The organism is Intrasporangium flavum (genome assembly GCF_001956915.1).
GTDB classification, from domain to species: Bacteria; Actinomycetota; Actinomycetes; order Actinomycetales; family Dermatophilaceae; genus Monashia; species Monashia flava.
Genome location: NZ_MLJO01000019.1, coordinates 1 through 16,782, shown reverse-complemented (window position 1 = coordinate 16,782; position 16,782 = coordinate 1). Strand labels below are relative to the sequence as shown.

Here is a 16,782-nt window from a genome sequence, read left to right as displayed (position 1 = left end):
CACCGACCGCCCCGTGACCCGGGGCCGGGAGACACGCATGACAACCCAGATCCAGGACCGCCCGCCCACCCCTGCCGGCGCCCCAGACCCCGACGACCGGGCCTTCCTCGGCCACCCGAAGGGTCTCTCGACGCTCTTCTTCGTCGAGCTGTGGGAGCGCTTCTCGTACTACGGGATGCGGGCCATCCTCCTCTACTTCCTCACCGACACCCTGGCCAACGGCGGCCTCGGCATCGACGAGAACACCGGCACCGCCGTCGTCGCCGTCTACGGCGCCTCGGTGTACCTGCTGTCGGTCATCGGCGGGTTCGCCGCCGACCGCCTCATCGGCGCCCGACGCTCGACCCTCTACGGCGGCATCGTCATCATGGCCGGCCACCTCTGCCTCGCGATCCCCGCGGCCGGCAGCGCCTGGGCCGGCATCGCCCTCGTCGCCCTCGGCACGGGCCTGCTCAAGCCGAACGTGTCCGCGATGGTCGGCTCGCTCTACAGCGAGCAGGACCCGCGCCGCGACGCCGGCTTCTCGATCTTCTACATGTCGATCAACATCGGCTCGTTCTTCTCGCCGCTCGTCGTCGGGTTCCTCCGCGACCACTACGGCTACCACGCGGGCTTCGCCGCCGCCGCCGTCGGCATGGCCATCGCCATCGTCTGGTTCGTCCTCGGCCGCAAGGCGCTCAAGGGCGCCGGCGACGACGTGCCGAACCCGCTCTCCGCTCAGGAGCGCCCCAAGGTCGTGGGCCTGGCCCTCGGCTCGGTCGTCCTCTTCGTCGCGCTGCTGCTGCTCGCCGGCCTCTGGCGCGACACGGTCCTCGACCAGGTCATCGACGCCATCTCGATCCTCGCGATCGCGGTGCCGATCGGCTACTTCACGATGATGTTCCGCAGCCCCAAGGTGGCGCCCCAGGAGAAGCGGCACGTGCTCGCCTACCTGCCCCTGTGGATCGGCGCGATGCTCTTCTGGATGATCTTCGAGCAGGCCGCCGGCAAGATGGCGCTCTTCGCCGAGAACAACACGGTCAAGACGTTCGCCGGCGTCACGGTCAACCCCGAGTGGTTCCAGTCGGTCAACCCGCTCGCCATCATCCTGCTCGCGCCGGTCTTCGGCTGGATCTGGACGCGTCGGGCGGGCAAGTTCCCGTCGACGCCGTTCAAGATGGCGCTCGGCGTGGGGCTCATCGGCCTGTCGGCGCTGGGCATGGCATGGGCGTTCGCGACCTACCAGGGCAACACGGCCCCGGTGTACGTGCTGACCGCGATCTTCCTGCTCCAGACCGTCGCCGAGCTGTGCCTGTCGCCGGTCGGCCTGTCGGCCACGACGCGTCTGGCGCCGAAGGCGTTCGCGAGCCAGTCGATGGCGCTGTGGTTCCTCGCCGTCGCGGCGGGCCAGGCGCTCGCCGCCCAGCTCATCAAGGCGATGGACGGCCTGCCCGACTCGCAGTACTACGTCGTCAACGGCGTCATGACGCTCGCCTTCACGGCCGTGCTCATGGCCCTCGTGCCGTGGATCCGTCGCCGCATGGCGTCGGCGGAGGTCGGCGGCCACGAGTGAGTGGCGACTGAGGCACACTGGCCTCGATTCCTGACCCGCGGCCGTCGCACCCAACCGGTGCGGCGGCCGTCGGGCCGCCCGCACGAGCCGCAGCCAGATCGAGCCCCAGGAGGACGCATGATCTACTCCCTCGGAGACCGGACCCCGACCGTCCACGACACGGCGTGGATCGCCTCGAGCGCCGAGGTGCTCGGCGCCGTCGAGCTCCGTGAGGGCTCGAGCGTCTGGTACACCGCCGTGCTGCGCGCCGACTTCGAGCCGATCGTGCTCGGCGAGCGGAGCAACCTGCAGGACGGTGTCGTCGTGCACACCGACGCCGACCACCCCACGACGATCGGTGCCGGCGTCTCGGTCGGCCACAAGGCCGTGCTGCACGGCTGCACCATCGAGGACGACGTCCTCGTCGGCATGGGGGCCGTCGTGCTCAACGGCGCGCGGATCGGCGCGGGCAGCCTCGTCGCCGCCGGGGCCGTCGTGCCCGAGGGCATGGTCGTGCCGCCCCGCTCGCTCGTGGCCGGCGTGCCCGGCACGGTCCGTCGCGAGATCGACGAGGTGGGGGTGCTGCGGATCAAGGCCAACGCCGAGGTCTACGTCGGCCTCGCCGAGCTGCACCGCTCGGCCCGCGTCATCGGCTGACGCGGCCCCGCCGCCGTCAGCGCAGGAGCAGGACCGACGCGACGACGCCGGCGAGGACGACGAGCACGCGGAAGAGCGTGGGTGGCAGCCGGCGCCCGACCCGCGCGCCGACGTACCCGCCGACGACCGACCCGGCCGCCAGCAGCGCGACCACCCGCCAGTCGAGGTCGGCCACGACGACGAAGATGACGCTCGCGACGACGTTTCCGGCGAGCACCGCGAGGGTCTTGAGGGCGTTGACGACGCGCAGGGGCAGGTCGAGCCCGAGCCCGAGCACCGCGACCATCATGACGCCCGACCCCGCGCCGAAGTAGCCGCCGTAGACCCCCGTGAGCAGGGCGAACACCGAGGTGACCGGGCCCATCCGGGTGCGGTCGGGACCGTCGGCGCCGTGCCGCGCGCGCAGCCGGCGCGACAGCCACGGCTGGGCGCCGACGAGCAGGCAGGTGCCGAGGATGAGCCACGGCACGACGGCCTCGAAGACGCCGGGCGGCAGCGCGAGCAGCAGCCACGCGCCGGCGACGGCGCCGACCGCGCACGTCGCGACGACGGCCCAGGTGACGCGCGGGTGCTCGCGCAGCTCGTCGCGGTAGCCGAAGGACCCGCTGAGCCCGGCGGGCACGAGGCCGACGGTGTTCGAGGCGTTGGCGACGACCGGCGGCAGGCCGACGGCGAGCAGGACGGGGAAGCTGAGGAGGGAGGCGACGCCCACGGTCGAGGTGAGCACCCCGGCCCCCAGCCCCGCGCCGAGGACGGCGAGGACCTCGCCGCCCGTCACGGCTCCTCGGGCCCGCGCAGCAGCGCGACGTCGCTGACCATGACGACGTGGGCGTGCATCGCGGCCGCGGCGGCCTCCGGGTCGCGGGCCCGGATCGCCTCGGCGATGGCCCGGTGGCCGGCGAGGGAGTCGCTGGGCCGGCCGGGCTGGGAGAGCGACTCGATGCGGGTCTCGCGGACGAGGTCGCGGATCTCGTCCATGAGCCGGGCGAGCAGCAGCGAGTGGGCTGCCGCCGTGACGGCCCCGTGGAAGCGCTCGTCGCCGTCGACCCCGCGGTGACCGTCCTCGACCTCGTCGGCCATCTGGGCCAGGGCGTCGTCGATGCGGGCGAGGTCGTCGTCGGTGCGGCGCTCGGCCGCGAGGGCGGCGATCTTCGTCTCGAGGGCGTCGCGGGTGTCGATGACCTCGGGCAGGCGGGTGGCGTGCGCGCGGATGGCCTCGACGATGCGGCGCCGGCCCGGCGCGTCGGACAGCACCGTGCCGTCGCCGTGCCGGACGGTGACGACGCCGATGACCTCGAGGGCGACGAGCGCCTGGCTCAGGGTGGCCCGGCTGACCCCGAGCCGCTGGGCCAGCTCGCGCTCGGGCGGCAGGCGGTCCCCGGCCCGCAGGCCGTTGTGCTCGATCCAGGCCGTGATCTGCTCGGCGACCTGCTCGTAGAGGCGCGTCCGGGGGAGTCGGCCGAGGGGGCCGGACGCGTCGGGGGGCGTCGACATGGGGGTCATCCTATTGACATTCCGGACCATTGACCTATTGGCTAGGCCACTGAGCCAGCCATGAGCCTCGTCACAAGGGCGTGGAACCAGGCGTGCTGGCCGGGACCGACGGAGGACGCCAATGGGACCGGAATGGGTCTCCATCATCGCGCTCGTCGCACTCTTCGTGATCGGCACGCTGCTGCCGATCAACATGGGTGCCCTCGCCTACGTGGCCGCCTGGCTCGTCGGCGTGTACGCCCTCGACCTCAGTGAGAAGGAGATCCTCGCCGGCGTCAGCGGCGACCTGGTGCTCACCCTCATCGGCGTCACCTACCTGTTCGCCATCGCGCGCAACAACGGCACGGTCGACCTCATCGTCAGATCGGCGGTGCGCGCCGTCGGCGGACGCGTCGCCCTCATCCCGTGGGTCATGTTCGCCGTCACCGCGCTGCTCACGGCCATCGGCGCGGCCAGCCCCGCCGCGTGCGCCATCATCGGCCCCGTCGCCCTCGGCTTCGCCGGCCGCTACAAGATCAACCCGCTGCTCATGGGCATGTTCGTCGTGCACGGCGCCCAGGGCGGCGGCTTCTCGCCGATCAGCATCTACGGCACCATCACCAACTCCGTGATGCGCGAGAACAACCTGCCCGGCAGCGAGATGACCGTGTTCCTGGCCAGCCTCGGCGTCAACCTCGCCATGGCCACCGTCCTCTTCTTCGTCCTCGGCGGCCGCCGCCTCATGTCGATGCGGGCCGACGACCTCGACGAGGTGCCCGGCTCCGGCGGCACGCCCGTCGACGACACCCCGCGCGGCGCGCCGGTCACCGAGCAGCTGCACCGCGGCGGCGTCGCCGTGGCCCAGCGCGGCACCGGCACGGTCACGACCTCGCAGACCCGGGCGCTCGGCGTCCGCCGCGACCAGGTCATCACGCTCGTGGCCTTCGTCGCCGTCGCCGTCGTGGCGCTCGCCTTCGACAAGAACATCGGTTTCGTGTCGATCACCGCCGCCGTCGTGCTCGCGATGCTCTCGCCGAACCAGCACAAGGACGCCGTCAAGCAGGTCGCGTGGCCCACGGTCCTGCTCGTGGCCGGTGTCAGCACCTACGCGGCGGTGCTCACCGAGGCCAAGGCTCCCGAGTTCGTCGGCACGTGGGCGGCCGGGCTCGGCGCGGCCGTCGTGGGCGCCCTCGTGCTCTGCTACGTCGGCGGTGTCGTGTCGGCCTTCGCGTCCTCCACCGCGCTGCTGCCGGTCATCATCCCCATCGCCGTGCCACTCATCGCGAACGGCGGGATCGGCGCGGCCACGTTCGTCGCGGCGCTCGCCATCGCCTCGACCATTGTCGACGTCAGCCCGTTCTCGACGAACGGCGCCCTCATGCTCGCGAACCGACCCGACAGCATCAGCGAACCGGTGTACTACAAGCAGATCCTCACCTACAGCGTCATCGTCGTGCTCGCCGGTCCGCTGCTCGTGTGGGCCTCCCTGATCCTCCCTGGATGGTGAACGAATGACCCAGACCGGACCCCTCTCCGGCCCTCTCTCCGACGTCCTCGTCGTCGACCTGACGCGCGCCCTCGCCGGCCCGCACGCGACGATGATGCTCGGCGACCTCGGCGCCCGCGTCATCAAGGTGGAGGCGCCCGGCCGCGGCGACGACACCCGCGGCTGGGGCCCGCCGTTCGTCGGCCCCGACGGGCAGCGGGAGGCCACGTACTACCTGTCGGCCAACCGCAACAAGGAGTCGATCACCCTCGACCTCAAGGACGCCGCCGACAAGGACGTGCTCCTCGCGCTCGTCGACCGCGCCGACGTGCTCGTCGAGAACTTCCGCACGGGCGTCCTCGAGCGGCTCGGCCTCGGCATCGAGTCGCTCATGGAGCGCAACCCGCGCCTCGTCGTGCTGTCGATCACCGGCTTCGGCCACGACGGGCCCGAGGGCGGGCGGGCCGGCTATGACCAGATCGCCCAGGGCGAGGCCGGCCTCATGTCGCTGACCGGCTCGGGGCCCGAGGACCCGCAGCGCGTCGGCGTCCCGATCGCCGACCTGCTCTCGGGGATGTACGGCGCGTACGGCATCGTCGCCGCGCTCAACGAGCGCCACCGCACCGGACGCGGCACCGTCGTGCGCACGTCGCTGCTCGCGTCGGTCGTCGGCGTGCACGCGTTCCAGGGCACCCGGTGGACCGTCGCGGGGGAGGTCGGCCGCTCGGCCGGCAACCACCACCCGTCCATCGCGCCGTACGGGCTCTTCCACTGCCGCGACGGCTCGGTGCAGATCGCCGTCGGCAGCGAGGGCCTCTGGCAGCGGCTGTGCGCCGCCTTCGGGCTCGACGCGTCGGGCGAGGGCGTGGCCACCAACGCCGAGCGCGTCGCCCACCGCGACCACGTCATCGCCCTCGTCGAGACCGCCTTCGCCGACTGGGACGCCGAGCCGCTGCTGGCCCGGCTCGCCGAGGTGGGCGTGCCCGCGGGCAAGGTGCGCACGCTCGACGAGGTGTACGCCTGGGACCAGACCGCGAGCCAGGGCCTGCTCGTCGACGTCGAGCACCCGACGCTCGGGCGGATCACGCTGCCCGGGCCGCCGCTGCGGTTCTTCGACGCCGGGGGCACCGAGGTGACGCGGCGCGAGCACGCGGCGCCGCCCACCCTCGACGAGGACGGCGCGGCCATCCGCGCCTGGCTGCAGGAGGGCTGATGGGGCGCCGCCCGTGGACCGCCCACGAGCTGCTCGACCTCGTCCTCGACCGGGGGTCGTTCGAGTCGTGGGACGAGCCGATCGACGTCTCGGGGCAGCCGGAGGAGTACCGGCGCCAGCTCGAGGAGGCCGCCGCGAAGGCCGGCACCGACGAGTCGGTGCTGACCGGGCGCGGCCTCGTGCGCGGCCGACCGGTCGTCGTGGTCGTCAACGAGTTCAGGTTCCTCGCCGGGTCGATCGGCAAGGCCGCGGCGGGGCGCATCATCTCGGCCGTCCGCCGCGCCACGGCCGAGGGCCTGCCGGTGCTGGCCTCGACGGCGTCCGGCGGCACCCGGATGCAGGAGGGCACGCCGGCGTTCGTCGAGATGGTCGAGATCTGTCGCGCCCTCATGGCCCACCGGGCCGCCCGGCTGCCCTACCTCGTCCACCTGCGCCACCCGACGACCGGGGGCGTCTACGCGTCGTGGGGCTCGCTCGGCCACGTCACCGTCGCCGAGCCGGGCGCCCTAGTCGGGTTCCTCGGGCCCAAGGTCTTCGAGGCGCTCAACAACGCCCCCTTCCCGACCGGCGTGCAGACCGCCGAGAACCTCGCCGCCAAGGGCGTGCTCGACGCCGTCGTCGCGGCCGAGGACCTCCCCGTCCTCGTCGACCGGGCGCTCCACGTGCTCGTCGACCCGCCGACGCAGCCGCGCCTCGAGCGCCGCGACGGCGAGCCCGCGCGGCACGCGTCGGTGTGGGAGTCGATCGAGCTGACGCGCCGGGCCGACCGCGTCGGCGTCCGCGAGCTGCTGCGCCACGGCGCCACCGGCACGCTGCGGCTCAACGGCACCGACGAGGGCGAGCGCGACGCGACGATGCTCGTCGCGCTGACCCGCGTCGACGGCCAGCCGTGCGTGCTCGTCGGCCAGGACCGCGCCCGGCAGTCGGCGGCCTCGCCGATGGGGCCGGGAGCGCTGCGCGAGGCGCGTCGGGCCATGCGCCTGGCCGAGGAGCTGGGCCTGCCGCTCGTCACGGTCATCGACACCCCGGGTGCCGAGCTGTCGGCGCACGCGGAGGAGGGTGCCATCGCCGGCGAGATCGCCCGCTGCATCGCGACGCTGACGACGATGACGGTGCCGACGGTGTCGGTCGTGCTCGGGCAGGGTTGCGGTGGAGGGGCGCTCGCGCTGCTGCCCGCCCGCGAGGTCATCGCCGCCGAGCACGCGTGGCTGTCGCCGCTGCCGCCGGAGGGCGCCAGCGTCATCGTCCACGGCGACGTGTCGCACGCCGCCGAGATGGCCGAGCAGCAGCGCGTCGGCGTGCCCGACCTGCACGCCGCGGGTGTCGTCTCGCGCGTCGTGCCCGAACCCGCGGGCGACGACCCGGTCGCCTTCGCGTCGGCCGTCGCCGCCGAGTGCGCCGCCGCCCTGCGGCGCGTCACCGGAAGCGAGCCGCGAACTCTCCGGGCGTGAGCCCCGTGGCGCGGCGGAAGTCGCGCGTGAAGTGGGCCTGGTCGGCGTAGCCGAGGTCGGCGGCGATGGCGGCCAGGCCGCCGGAGTCGTCGCGCAGCCGCTCGGCCGCCTCCTGGAGCCGGCGCCGACGGATGAGCCACTTGGGCCCGAGCCCGATCCGCTTGTGCAGCAAGCGTTGCAGGGTCCGCTCGGCGATGTCGAAGCGAGCGCAGAGGTCGTCGACGCGGAGCAGGTCGGGGGAGGTCTCGACGGCGTCGACGAGTGCGTTGACGAGCAGGCCCTCGTCGTCGACGGGTAGCAGCGGCCGCAGGGCGCCCTCGACCGACGCGCGGGCGGCGGCCTGGGCGTCGTGGCTCGCGGGGTCCTCGGCCATCGCCTGCCGCACGACGGCGGTCAGTGCCGGGCCGTCGAGGGTGTCAAGGGAGTGGAGGTCGACCGTCCGGTCGGTGAGCCGCCGCACCGGGCGCCCGGTGAGCAGCCAGCCCGCGGCGGGGCGCAGCATGAGGCCGACGGCCCAGCCCCGACCCTCGAGCACCTGCTGCGACAGACCCGAGGCCACCCCGTAGAGCCGGGCGTACGTCGGCGTCACGACGAGCTGGCACACCGGGTACTGCAGCACGCGCTGGGTCGAGCTCGACCCGGTGGGCACGTCCCACACCGGCACCCAGAACCGCTGGGCGAGGTCGGCGAGGTCGTCGGTGACCGGCACGCGGTCGATGGTGACGGTGCGGTCGGCCGGGTCGACGAGGTGGGCGCGCTCGGTGTCCGCCCGCAGGTCCGCCCGCGTGCCCCTCACCGCGCCCACAGGTACTCCACCTCGGGCCGGCCCGCGCCGGAGTAGCGGGACCGTCGCACGGCCAGACGCGTGTCGCAGAGGTGCTCGAGGTAGCGGCGGGCCGTGACGCGGGCGACGCCGAGCTCGTCGGCCACCTCGCTCGCCGACCGAGCGCCGTCGGCGTCGCGCAGGGCCCGTGAGACCCGCGTGAGCAGCTCCTCGCCCATCCCCTTCGGCAGCCGCGTCTCCGCGCCGCCGCGCACGCCGGCGAACACCTCGTCGACCTCGGCCTGCGTGGCTACCTCCGCGCCCCTGGTCAGCTGGTCCCGGTAGGCGCGGTAGGCCACGAGCCGGTCGCGGAGCGTCGCGAAGACGAACGGCTTGAGCACGTACTGGACGACGCCGAGCGACACCGCCGAGCGGACGACGTCGAGGTCGCGGGCCGAGGTCACGGCGATGACGTCGGCCCGGTGCCCGGCCGCGCGCATGGCCCGGACGACGTCGAGCCCGTGCCGGTCGGGCAGGTTCATGTCGAGCAGCACCACGTCGACCTGCTTGTCCTGCAGGGCTTTCAGGGCGGCCTGAGTGGTGCCGACGGTGGCGACGACGACGAAGCCGGGCACCCGCTCGACGTACGCGGTGTGGGCCTCGGCCGCGATCGGCTCGTCCTCGACGACGAGCACCCGCAGGGCCGCCGGGCCCGCAGGCGCGGTCACCGGGCCACCTCGTCCACCGCGGTCACGGGCAGGCGCACCGTGAACGTCGCCCCGGGTGGCCCGTCGACCTCGAGCGTGCCGCCGAGGCGCTCGACGGTCTGGGCCACGAGCGCCAGCCCGATGCCGCGCCGGCCCGCACTGCCCTGCTCCTTGGTCGACCACCCCCGGCGGAACGCGTCGGCGACCCCACCCGGTGGCAGGCCCGGGCCGTCGTCGCTCACTTCGAGCACGGCCTGCCCGTCCACGACGCGCGAGCCGAACGCCACGTGCCGGGCGGCACCCGGCGCGCCGGTGGCCGACACGGCGTCGAGGGCGTTGTCGATGAGGTTGCCGACGATCGTCACGACGTCGCGCGTCGGGGCGACGTCGCGCGGGAACCGCGCGCCCGGTTCGATGTCGAAGACGATGCCGCGCTCGTGCGCCTCGGCGGCCTTGCCGAGCAGCAGTGCCGTGAGGGCCGGTTCGTCGACGGCACCGACGACCTTGTCGGTGAGCAGCTGCGACACCTGCAGCTCCTCGGTGGCGAAGGCGAGGGCGCGGTCGGTGTGGCCGAGCTCGATGAGGCTGACGATGGTGTGCAGCCGGTTGGCCGACTCGTGCGCCTGCGAGCGCAGCGCCTCGGTGAGGCCCCGGGCGGAGTCGAGCTCGCCGGTCAGGGCCTCGAGGTCGGTGCGGTCGCGCAGCGTCGCGACGTGGCCGAGGAGCCGACCGCGCCAGCGCGCCGGGGCCCGGTTGAGGACGAGGACGCGGGCCGCCGTCACGTGCAGCTCGTCCTCGTGGACGGCGTCGTCGGTCAGGGCGGTGACGAGCGCAGGCGCGAGGTCGAGGTCGGCGACGCGTCGACCGACGGCATCGGGCGGCAGGCCGAGCAGCCGGACCGCCTCGTCGTTGGCCAGGCGCAGCGTGCCGTCGAGGTCGGTGATGACGAGGCCCTCGCTCACCGCGTGGAGCACGGCGTCGTAGTACTCGTACATCTCGCGCAGCTGCTGCTCGCCGAGGCCGTGGGTCTGCCGGCGGATGCGCCGCGACACGAGGGCCATGCCGAGGCCCGACAGCAGGGCCGCGCCGAGGCCGGCCAGCAGGATGCCGGGCAGCTGCGCCCGCACCTGCTCGCCGACGGCCGACTTGCGGATGCCGACCGACACGAGGGCAACGACCGGTGAGCCGCTGCGAGTGGTGTCGCGGACGGGCACGACGACGCGCGCCGAGGGCCCGAGCGTGCCGGTGTAGTCCTCCTCGACGACGCCGCCCGCGCGGGCCGCCTCGGTGTGGCCGATGAAGCGCTTGCCGATCTGGGTCGGGTCGGGGTGGGTCCAGCGGATCGCGTCGGTGCTCATGACGACGACGAAGTCGGTCGCGGTGTCCCTGCGGACCTGCTCGGCGAAGGGCTGCAGGCGCGCCGTCGGGTCGGGAGCCTGGACGGCCGAGACGACCTCCGGCGTCGAGGCGATGGTCTCGGCCACGGCGAGGGCCCGCGCCATCGCCTCCTGGTCGCCCGCGCGCTGGGCCTGCACGAACGTGCCGGCCAGCCCGGCCGCCACGACGAGGACGGCGACGAGCACCTGGAGCGCAAAGGTCTGCGCCGCGACGCTCCACCGCCGCGGCGAGAACTCAATGAACACAATCGTGACCCTAGTCACTGGCGCGGCCACCCTCGATGTCATCCACCGGTCCGGGTCCATCCGCACCCGGCCCACGCCAACGGAGGTCACCGTGAGTTACACCGCCGACAGCGCCGTCGACGCCGCACCGGGCTCGGCCCCGAAGCGCGACCGCACCCACTTCCTCTACATCGCCGTCATCGTCGCGATGGTGCTCGGCGTCGCCGTCGGGTACTTCTTCCCCGAGGTGGGCAAGAGCCTCAAGCCGCTCGGCACAGGGTTCGTCAACCTCATCAAGATGATGATCACGCCGATCATCTTCTGCACGATCGTGCTCGGCATCGGCTCGGTCCGGAAGGCCGCCCAGGTCGGCAAGGTCGGCGGTCTCGCGCTCGGCTACTTCATCGTCATGTCGACCGTCGCCCTCGGCATCGGCCTCGTCGTCGGCAACATCGTCCACCCCGGTGACGGCCTCAACCTCACCGCGGCCGTCGCCCAGTCCGGCACGTCGCAGGTCGCCGGCGAGGCCGAGGGGGCCGTCGACTTCGTCCTCGGGCTCATCCCCGACACGCTCGTGTCGGCGCTGACCTCGGGCTCGGTGCTCCAGGCCCTGCTCATCGCGCTCCTCGTCGGCTTCGCCCTGCAGAAGATGGGCAAGCAGGGCGAGCCGATCCTGGCCGGCATCAAGCACCTCGAGCGGCTCGTCTTCCGCCTCATGGCGATGATCATGTGGGCCGCCCCGATCGGCGCGTTCGGCGCGATGGCCGCCCTCGTCGGCGCGACCGGCATCGGCTCGCTCAAGAGCCTCGGCCTGCTCATGGGCGCCTTCTACCTCACGTGCGCGATCTTCGTGTTCGCCTTCCTCGGCTCGATCCTCAAGCTCGTCACCGGGATGAACGTCTTCTCGCTGCTCAAGTACCTCGCCCGCGAGTTCCTCCTCATCCTGTCGACGTCGTCGTCCGAGTCGGCCCTGCCGCGCCTCATCGCCAAGATGGAGCACCTCGGCGTTTCCCGCCCGGTCGTCGGCATCACCGTGCCCACCGGCTACTCGTTCAACCTCGACGGCACGGCCATCTACCTGACGATGGCGAGCCTGTTCATCGCCGAGGCCATGGACAAGCCGTTCAGCATCGGCCAGCAGATCGGCCTGCTCGTCTTCATGATCATCGCGAGCAAGGGTGCGGCCGGCGTCAGCGGCGCGGGCCTGGCCACCCTCGCCGGCGGCCTGCAGTCGCACCGCCCCGACCTCGTGCCGGGCGTCGGCTTCATCGTCGGCATCGACCGCCTCATGAGCGAGGCGCGCGCCCTGACGAACTTCGCCGGCAACGCCATCGCGACCGTCATCATCGGCACGTGGGTCGGCGAGATCGACCGTGAGAGGGCCGGCCGGGTCCTGTCCGGGCAGCTGCCGTTCGACGAGGCCCGGATGGTCGACTCCGACGAGCCGGCGCCGCACACGTCGGTGCCCGACCCGACGCACGACCGCACGACCGAGGGCGAGCTCGTCGGCACCCGCTGACCCGACCGCCTCCTCACCGACGCGCACCGGCGCGGCCGTCCAGGCCGCGCCGGTGCTGCCACGTCCCGGACGTGACGAGCCTCACCGTCTCGTCCGGAACTGCGAAGGTCGTTGCCGGGTATGGGTTTTCCCGGTGCCCGCGGCGGATCCCCCTGTGCCGTCGCGGGCACCGTTTTGCGTATCACGGAATCCTTCGGCACAGTTGAAGGTCGAACGAAAGCTCAGAGAAACCGAAACGTGAGGAGACTGGCGGCACCCCTCGTCGGGTGCCGTCGACGACGTATGGCCTTGATGACCGAACCCACCGACGAGACCACGCAGGAGCAGCGCGACGCGCTGCACCCCGCGCTCGAACCACCACCCGTCAACCACGACGACGCGGCACCGTCGCGGCTCGACAAGCCGGTCTTCTGGGTGTCGGCCGCCGTCGCCATCGGCTTCGTCGTGTGGGGCGCGCTCGGCACCGACAGCCTGAGCACGAGCGCCTCGAGCGGGCTCGACTTCGTCGTGCACAACACGGGCTGGCTCTTCTCCCTCGTCGCCTCCGGCTTCGTCGTCTTCGTCATCTGGCTCGCCGCGAGCCGCTACGGCAACATCCCCCTCGGCGGCGACGGCGAGGCGCCGGAGTTCCGCACCTCCTCGTGGGTGGCGATGATGTTCTCCGCCGGCATGGGCATCGGCCTGATGTTCTACGGCGTGACCGAGCCGGTGAGCCACCTCGTCACGCCCCCGCCGGGCACCGGCGCCGCGGGCAACCCCGCCGCCGTCCAGCACGCGATGGCCACGACGATGTTCCACTGGTCGCTGCACCCGTGGGCCATCTACGCGGTCGTCGGCCTCGCGGTCGCCTACGGCGTGTTCCGCAAGGGTCGCCTGCTGCTCATCAGCTCGGCCTTCGCCCCGCTCTTCGGCGAGAAGCGCGCGAACGGCACGGCCGGCAAGGTCATCGACATCTTCGCGATCTTCGCGACCCTCTTCGGCTCGGCCACCTCGCTGGGCCTCGGCGCCCTGCAGATCGGCTCCGGCCTCGAGATCGTCGCCGGCATCGGCACGGTCGGCAACGGCCTGCTCATCGGCATCATCGTCGTGCTGACGATCGCCTTCATCCTGTCGGCCGTCTCGGGTGTCGCCAAGGGCATCCAGTGGCTCTCGAACATCAACATGGTGCTCGCCGTCGCGCTCGCCCTGTTCGTCTTCGTCGTCGGCCCGACGATCTTCATCCTCAACCTGCTGCCGACGACGATCGGCTCCTACGTGCAGGACCTCGCGATGATGTCGGCCCGCACCGACGCCGCGGGTGGCGCCGGCATGAAGGACTGGCTGGCCAGCTGGACGATCTTCTACTGGGCCTGGTGGGTCAGCTGGACGCCGTTCGTCGGCATGTTCATCGCCCGCATCTCGCGCGGCCGCACCATCCGCCAGTTCGTCACCGGCGTGCTGCTCGTCCCGTCCGTCGTCTCGCTCGTCTGGTTTGCCATCTTCGGCGGCGCCGGCATCTGGCAGCAGCAGCACGGCCAGGACATCGGCGGCCAGTCGACGCCCGAGGGCTCGCTCTTCACGATGCTCGGCAACCTGCCCTGGCCGACGGTCACGGCGATCGTCGTCATGGTTCTCGTCGCGATCTTCTTCGTGTCGGGCGCCGACGCCGCGTCGATCGTCATGGGCACGCTCTCGGAGAAGGGCACGCTCGAGCCGTCGAAGAAGACCGTCATCTTCTGGGGTGCGGCCACCGGTGCCGTCGCCGCGATCATGCTGCTGCTCGGCGGTGAGGACGCGCTGGCGGGCCTGCAGAACGTCACGATCGTCGCGGCCCTGCCGTTCCTCGTCATCATGATCGGGCTCGCCGCGGCCCTCGTGAAGGACCTGTCGCGCGACCCGCAGGTCGTGCGTCGCCAGTACGCGGTGGCCGCCGTCGAGCACGCCGTCGTCACCGGCGTCAGCGAGCACGGCGACGACTTCACCCTCAGCGTGCAGGAGTCCGCACCCGGTGAGGGCGTCGGCGAGCTCGTGCCGACCGAGTGGTCCGAGGACGCCACCGCGGCCACGGGCACCGACGCCGACGTCGCGAAGGACATCGACGAGAACACCGAGCGCGTCGGAGGGTCGATGCGCCTCTGAGGCGGACGCCTCCCGACACCGCCCCGGTGGATGCTGCCCCGCAGCGCCCACCGGGGCGGTTCGTCGTTCCAGGACGGAGTCGGCGCGGTGCGCTCAGCCGCCCGGGCGGATGATGCGGCGCTCGATGGCGGCGGCCACCGCACCGGCGCGGGTGTCGACGCCGAGCTTGGTGTACACGTGGCTCAGGTGCGACTTGACCGTGGCCTCGGACACGAGCAGCTCGCGGGCCATCTCGCGGTTGCCGAGCCCGCGCGAGAGCAGCTCGAGCACCTCGACCTCGCGCTCGGTGACGACGGGCCCCGGTGACGCGGTGCGCCGCACGAGCCGGGCGGCGACCGAGGGCGCGAGCACCGTCTCGCCGCGCGCTGCCGACCGGATGCCGGCGAAGAGCCGGTCGGGCGGGGCGTCCTTGAGCAGGTAGCCGACGGCGCCGGCCTCGAGGGCGCGCGTGATGTCGGCCTCGGTGTCGAACGTCGTGAGGACGAGCACCTGCGGCGGGTGGGGGAGGGCCCGGAGGCGGGCCGTGGCCACAGCCCCGCCCGGGCCGTCGCCGAGGTCGAGGTCCATGAGGACGACGTCGGGCCGCTCGGCCGTGACGACGCTCTCGGCCGCCCCGGCGCCGCTCGCCTCGCCGACGACCTCGAGGCCCTCCTGCCCGTCGAGGAGGGCGCGCAGCCCCGCCCGCACGACCGGGTGGTCGTCGACGAGCACGACGCGGATCCCCGGGTCAGCCACGACGCCCCTCCCTCGGGTCGAGCGGCAGGCGGACCGACAGCGTCGTGCCGTCACCCGGGGCGCTCTCCACGGTCGCCTCACCGTCCAGGCCGGCGGCGCGGCGGTGGATGCCGGCGAGCCCGTGCCCGCGGTCACCGGGCCGCTCGGCGGCCGGCCCGACGCGTGCCGGGTCGAAACCGCGTCCGTCGTCGCGGACGTCGAGGAGCACCTCGTCGGGCAGGTAGGTCAGGCTGACGACGACGCGGGTCGCGCGGGCGTGCTCGACGACGTTGGCGACCGCCCCGCGCGCCGAGCGCACGAGGGCGGCCGCGAGCGGGGCCGGCACGGGCGTCGGGTCGCCGTGGACGACGACGCGCACCTCGAGCCCGGGAGCCGCCGCGGCCGCGCCGGTCGACGCGCGTCGGAGCGCCTCGACGAGCGACTCACCCGTGGCGTCGACGCCCAGGTCCTCGGGCGCGAGGTCGCGCACGACGCGTCGTACCTCCACGAGGGCGTCGCGCGCCGCGGCCCCCGCGGCTGCCACGTGCGCGCGTGCCGCGTCGGGTCGGCGGTCCCAGTCCTGCTCGGCGGCGCCCAGCAGCAGGCTGATGCTCGACAGGCCCTGGCCCACCGAGTCGTGGATCTCGTGGGATAACCTGGCCCGCTCGGCCAGCGCCCCCGAACGACGTTGGGCCGCAGCCAGATCGGCCTGTGCCTCGGTGAGCTCGTCGATGAGGGCCTGTCGGGTGCGGGCCTCGCGGTCGAGGGCCCGGTACGACAGCACCGTCACGAGGGCGATGCCGACGGGACCCACGAAGACCGTCGGGTCGAGGTCGTCGGTGAGGCGGCTCCACGCGGTGCTGACGACGGCGGTCATGACGACGACGACCCCGACGGCCACCCCGAAGGGCAGCACCTGGAGCACCGCGAAGGCGACCGGCACCGCGGTCCACGCGAACGACGGTGCGACGAGCGTCAGCACCGCCCACAGCACGACGACGACGGTGATCCAGACGAACGACCACGGTGACCGCCCGGCCACGCGCCGACGCGTCGCGTAGGCGACCCCCAGCGCGAGCGCGCCGACGAGGACGAGCACGCCCGACGCGTCGAGGCCGTGGCGCTGCAGGTAGCGGGCCGCGCACGTCACGAGCAGCGCGAGGAGCACGCCGTCGAGCCAGCGGTCGAGCCGCGCCACGGGCGCGAGGATGCCCTCCTCCATGCACGGCAGCCTAGGCAGGCGTGGGCGGGGCCGGCATCATCCGATCGGCTATCCACGCGTGGACGGTCGGCCGACGCGTGCCGGTACGCCCGGCGGCGACAGTGGTGGGGAACCACCACCGACCAGCGCCGACCACCACCGGAGACCACCATGAAGCGCACCCTCGCCGCCGCCGCGGCCCTCGCCGCCGCCGTCACGCTGCCCCTCGTCGCCGGCCCGTCCGCCACCGCGGCAGGCCGGCCGGACACCTACGAGCTGCAGGGCGACGCCGGCGGCTCGAAGTTCGAGGGGATCGGCGCCGACGAG

General features: G+C 73.2%; 14 protein-coding genes. 7 read left to right on the top strand and 7 right to left on the bottom strand.

What is annotated here, in order from left to right:
* The first annotated feature begins 37 nt into the window (after positions 1–37).
* Positions 38–1,552 carry a peptide MFS transporter gene (locus BIV28_RS14660; protein WP_076263043.1) on the top strand — a complete coding sequence of 505 codons (1,515 nt, stop codon included), beginning with the start codon at positions 38–40 and terminating at the stop codon, positions 1,550–1,552.
* Positions 1,553–1,669: 117 nt separating this feature from the next.
* A complete protein-coding gene (locus tag BIV28_RS14655) occupies positions 1,670–2,188 on the top strand; it encodes a gamma carbonic anhydrase family protein (RefSeq protein WP_076263041.1) in 519 nt (172 codons plus the stop codon).
* Between the two features lie 16 nt (positions 2,189–2,204).
* On the opposite strand, the gene BIV28_RS14650 is transcribed toward BIV28_RS14655, so the two are convergent.
* Complete coding sequence (locus BIV28_RS14650) at positions 2,205–2,966, bottom strand: sulfite exporter TauE/SafE family protein (protein ID WP_076263039.1); 762 nt, start codon at positions 2,964–2,966, stop codon at positions 2,205–2,207.
* Positions 2,963–3,682: a FadR/GntR family transcriptional regulator gene (locus tag BIV28_RS14645; RefSeq protein ID WP_076263038.1), complete on the bottom strand. Its 720-nt coding sequence runs from the start codon at positions 3,680–3,682 to the stop codon at positions 2,963–2,965. Before BIV28_RS14645 ends, BIV28_RS14650 begins: the two co-directional genes overlap by 4 nt.
* 121 nt (positions 3,683–3,803) lie before the next feature.
* Between BIV28_RS14645 and BIV28_RS14640 the strand changes: the two genes are divergently transcribed.
* The 3 genes from BIV28_RS14640 to BIV28_RS14630 are packed head-to-tail and all read left to right on the top strand — an operon-like array spanning position 3,804 to position 7,811.
* Positions 3,804–5,168 (top strand): SLC13 family permease, encoded by a 1,365-nt coding sequence (locus BIV28_RS14640; RefSeq protein WP_076263037.1) that lies wholly within the window; start codon positions 3,804–3,806, stop codon positions 5,166–5,168.
* A gap of 4 nt (positions 5,169–5,172) precedes the next feature.
* On the top strand, positions 5,173–6,360 hold the full coding sequence (locus BIV28_RS14635; RefSeq protein WP_076263035.1) for a CaiB/BaiF CoA transferase family protein: 1,188 nt from the start codon (positions 5,173–5,175) through the stop codon (positions 6,358–6,360).
* Positions 6,360–7,811, top strand: coding sequence for a carboxyl transferase domain-containing protein (locus tag BIV28_RS14630; RefSeq protein WP_076263033.1), 1,452 nt, complete (start codon positions 6,360–6,362; stop codon positions 7,809–7,811). The genes BIV28_RS14635 and BIV28_RS14630 overlap by 1 nt, the downstream gene beginning before the upstream one ends.
* Here BIV28_RS14630 and BIV28_RS14625 read toward each other — a convergent pair.
* Genes BIV28_RS14625 through BIV28_RS14615 form a run of 3 tightly spaced genes read right to left on the bottom strand, consistent with a single transcriptional unit; the run spans position 7,777 to position 10,924 of the window.
* Positions 7,777–8,616 (bottom strand): helix-turn-helix domain-containing protein, encoded by an 840-nt coding sequence (locus BIV28_RS14625; protein WP_076263032.1) that lies wholly within the window; start codon positions 8,614–8,616, stop codon positions 7,777–7,779. The two genes, BIV28_RS14630 and BIV28_RS14625, sit on opposite strands and share 35 nt — an antisense overlap.
* Positions 8,604–9,302: a response regulator gene (locus tag BIV28_RS14620; protein ID WP_076263030.1), complete on the bottom strand. Its 699-nt coding sequence runs from the start codon at positions 9,300–9,302 to the stop codon at positions 8,604–8,606. Before BIV28_RS14620 ends, BIV28_RS14625 begins: the two co-directional genes overlap by 13 nt.
* Entirely contained in the window at positions 9,299–10,924 is a 1,626-nt protein-coding gene (locus tag BIV28_RS14615; protein WP_242653062.1) for a sensor histidine kinase, read from the bottom strand. Before BIV28_RS14615 ends, BIV28_RS14620 begins: the two co-directional genes overlap by 4 nt.
* 91 nt (positions 10,925–11,015) lie before the next feature.
* Here BIV28_RS14615 and BIV28_RS14610 point away from each other — a divergent pair, with 91 nt between their 5' ends.
* A complete protein-coding gene (locus BIV28_RS14610; RefSeq protein WP_076263029.1) occupies positions 11,016–12,422 on the top strand; it encodes a cation:dicarboxylate symporter family transporter in 1,407 nt (468 codons plus the stop codon).
* Positions 12,423–12,713: 291 nt separating this feature from the next.
* Positions 12,714–14,540 carry a BCCT family transporter gene (locus tag BIV28_RS14605; protein ID WP_207556006.1) on the top strand — a complete coding sequence of 609 codons (1,827 nt, stop codon included), beginning with the start codon at positions 12,714–12,716 and terminating at the stop codon, positions 14,538–14,540.
* Between the two features lie 93 nt (positions 14,541–14,633).
* Here BIV28_RS14605 and BIV28_RS14600 read toward each other — a convergent pair whose 3' ends face one another.
* On the bottom strand, positions 14,634–15,275 hold the full coding sequence (locus BIV28_RS14600) for a response regulator (protein ID WP_076263026.1): 642 nt from the start codon (positions 15,273–15,275) through the stop codon (positions 14,634–14,636).
* Entirely contained in the window at positions 15,268–16,476 is a 1,209-nt protein-coding gene (locus BIV28_RS14595; RefSeq protein WP_076263024.1) for a sensor histidine kinase, read from the bottom strand. Before BIV28_RS14595 ends, BIV28_RS14600 begins: the two co-directional genes overlap by 8 nt.
* Positions 16,477–16,782: the final 306 nt, after the last annotated feature.

What these genes read in the sequence shown, in the direction of transcription:
- BIV28_RS14660 (WP_076263043.1), top strand. Translation starts at nt 38, where the DNA reads ATGACAACCCAGATCCAGGACCGCCCGCCCACCCCTGCCGGCGCCCCA.
- BIV28_RS14655 (WP_076263041.1), top strand. Translation starts at nt 1,670, where the DNA reads ATGATCTACTCCCTCGGAGACCGGACCCCGACCGTCCACGACACGGCG.
- BIV28_RS14645 (WP_076263038.1), bottom strand. Translation starts at nt 3,682, where the DNA reads ATGTCGACGCCCCCCGACGCGTCCGGCCCCCTCGGCCGACTCCCCCGG.
- BIV28_RS14640 (WP_076263037.1), top strand. Translation starts at nt 3,804, where the DNA reads ATGGGACCGGAATGGGTCTCCATCATCGCGCTCGTCGCACTCTTCGTG.
- BIV28_RS14635 (WP_076263035.1), top strand. Translation starts at nt 5,173, where the DNA reads ATGACCCAGACCGGACCCCTCTCCGGCCCTCTCTCCGACGTCCTCGTC.
- BIV28_RS14630 (WP_076263033.1), top strand. Translation starts at nt 6,360, where the DNA reads ATGGGGCGCCGCCCGTGGACCGCCCACGAGCTGCTCGACCTCGTCCTC.
- BIV28_RS14605 (WP_207556006.1), top strand. Translation starts at nt 12,714, where the DNA reads ATGACCGAACCCACCGACGAGACCACGCAGGAGCAGCGCGACGCGCTG.
- BIV28_RS14595 (WP_076263024.1), bottom strand. Translation starts at nt 16,476, where the DNA reads ATGGAGGAGGGCATCCTCGCGCCCGTGGCGCGGCTCGACCGCTGGCTC.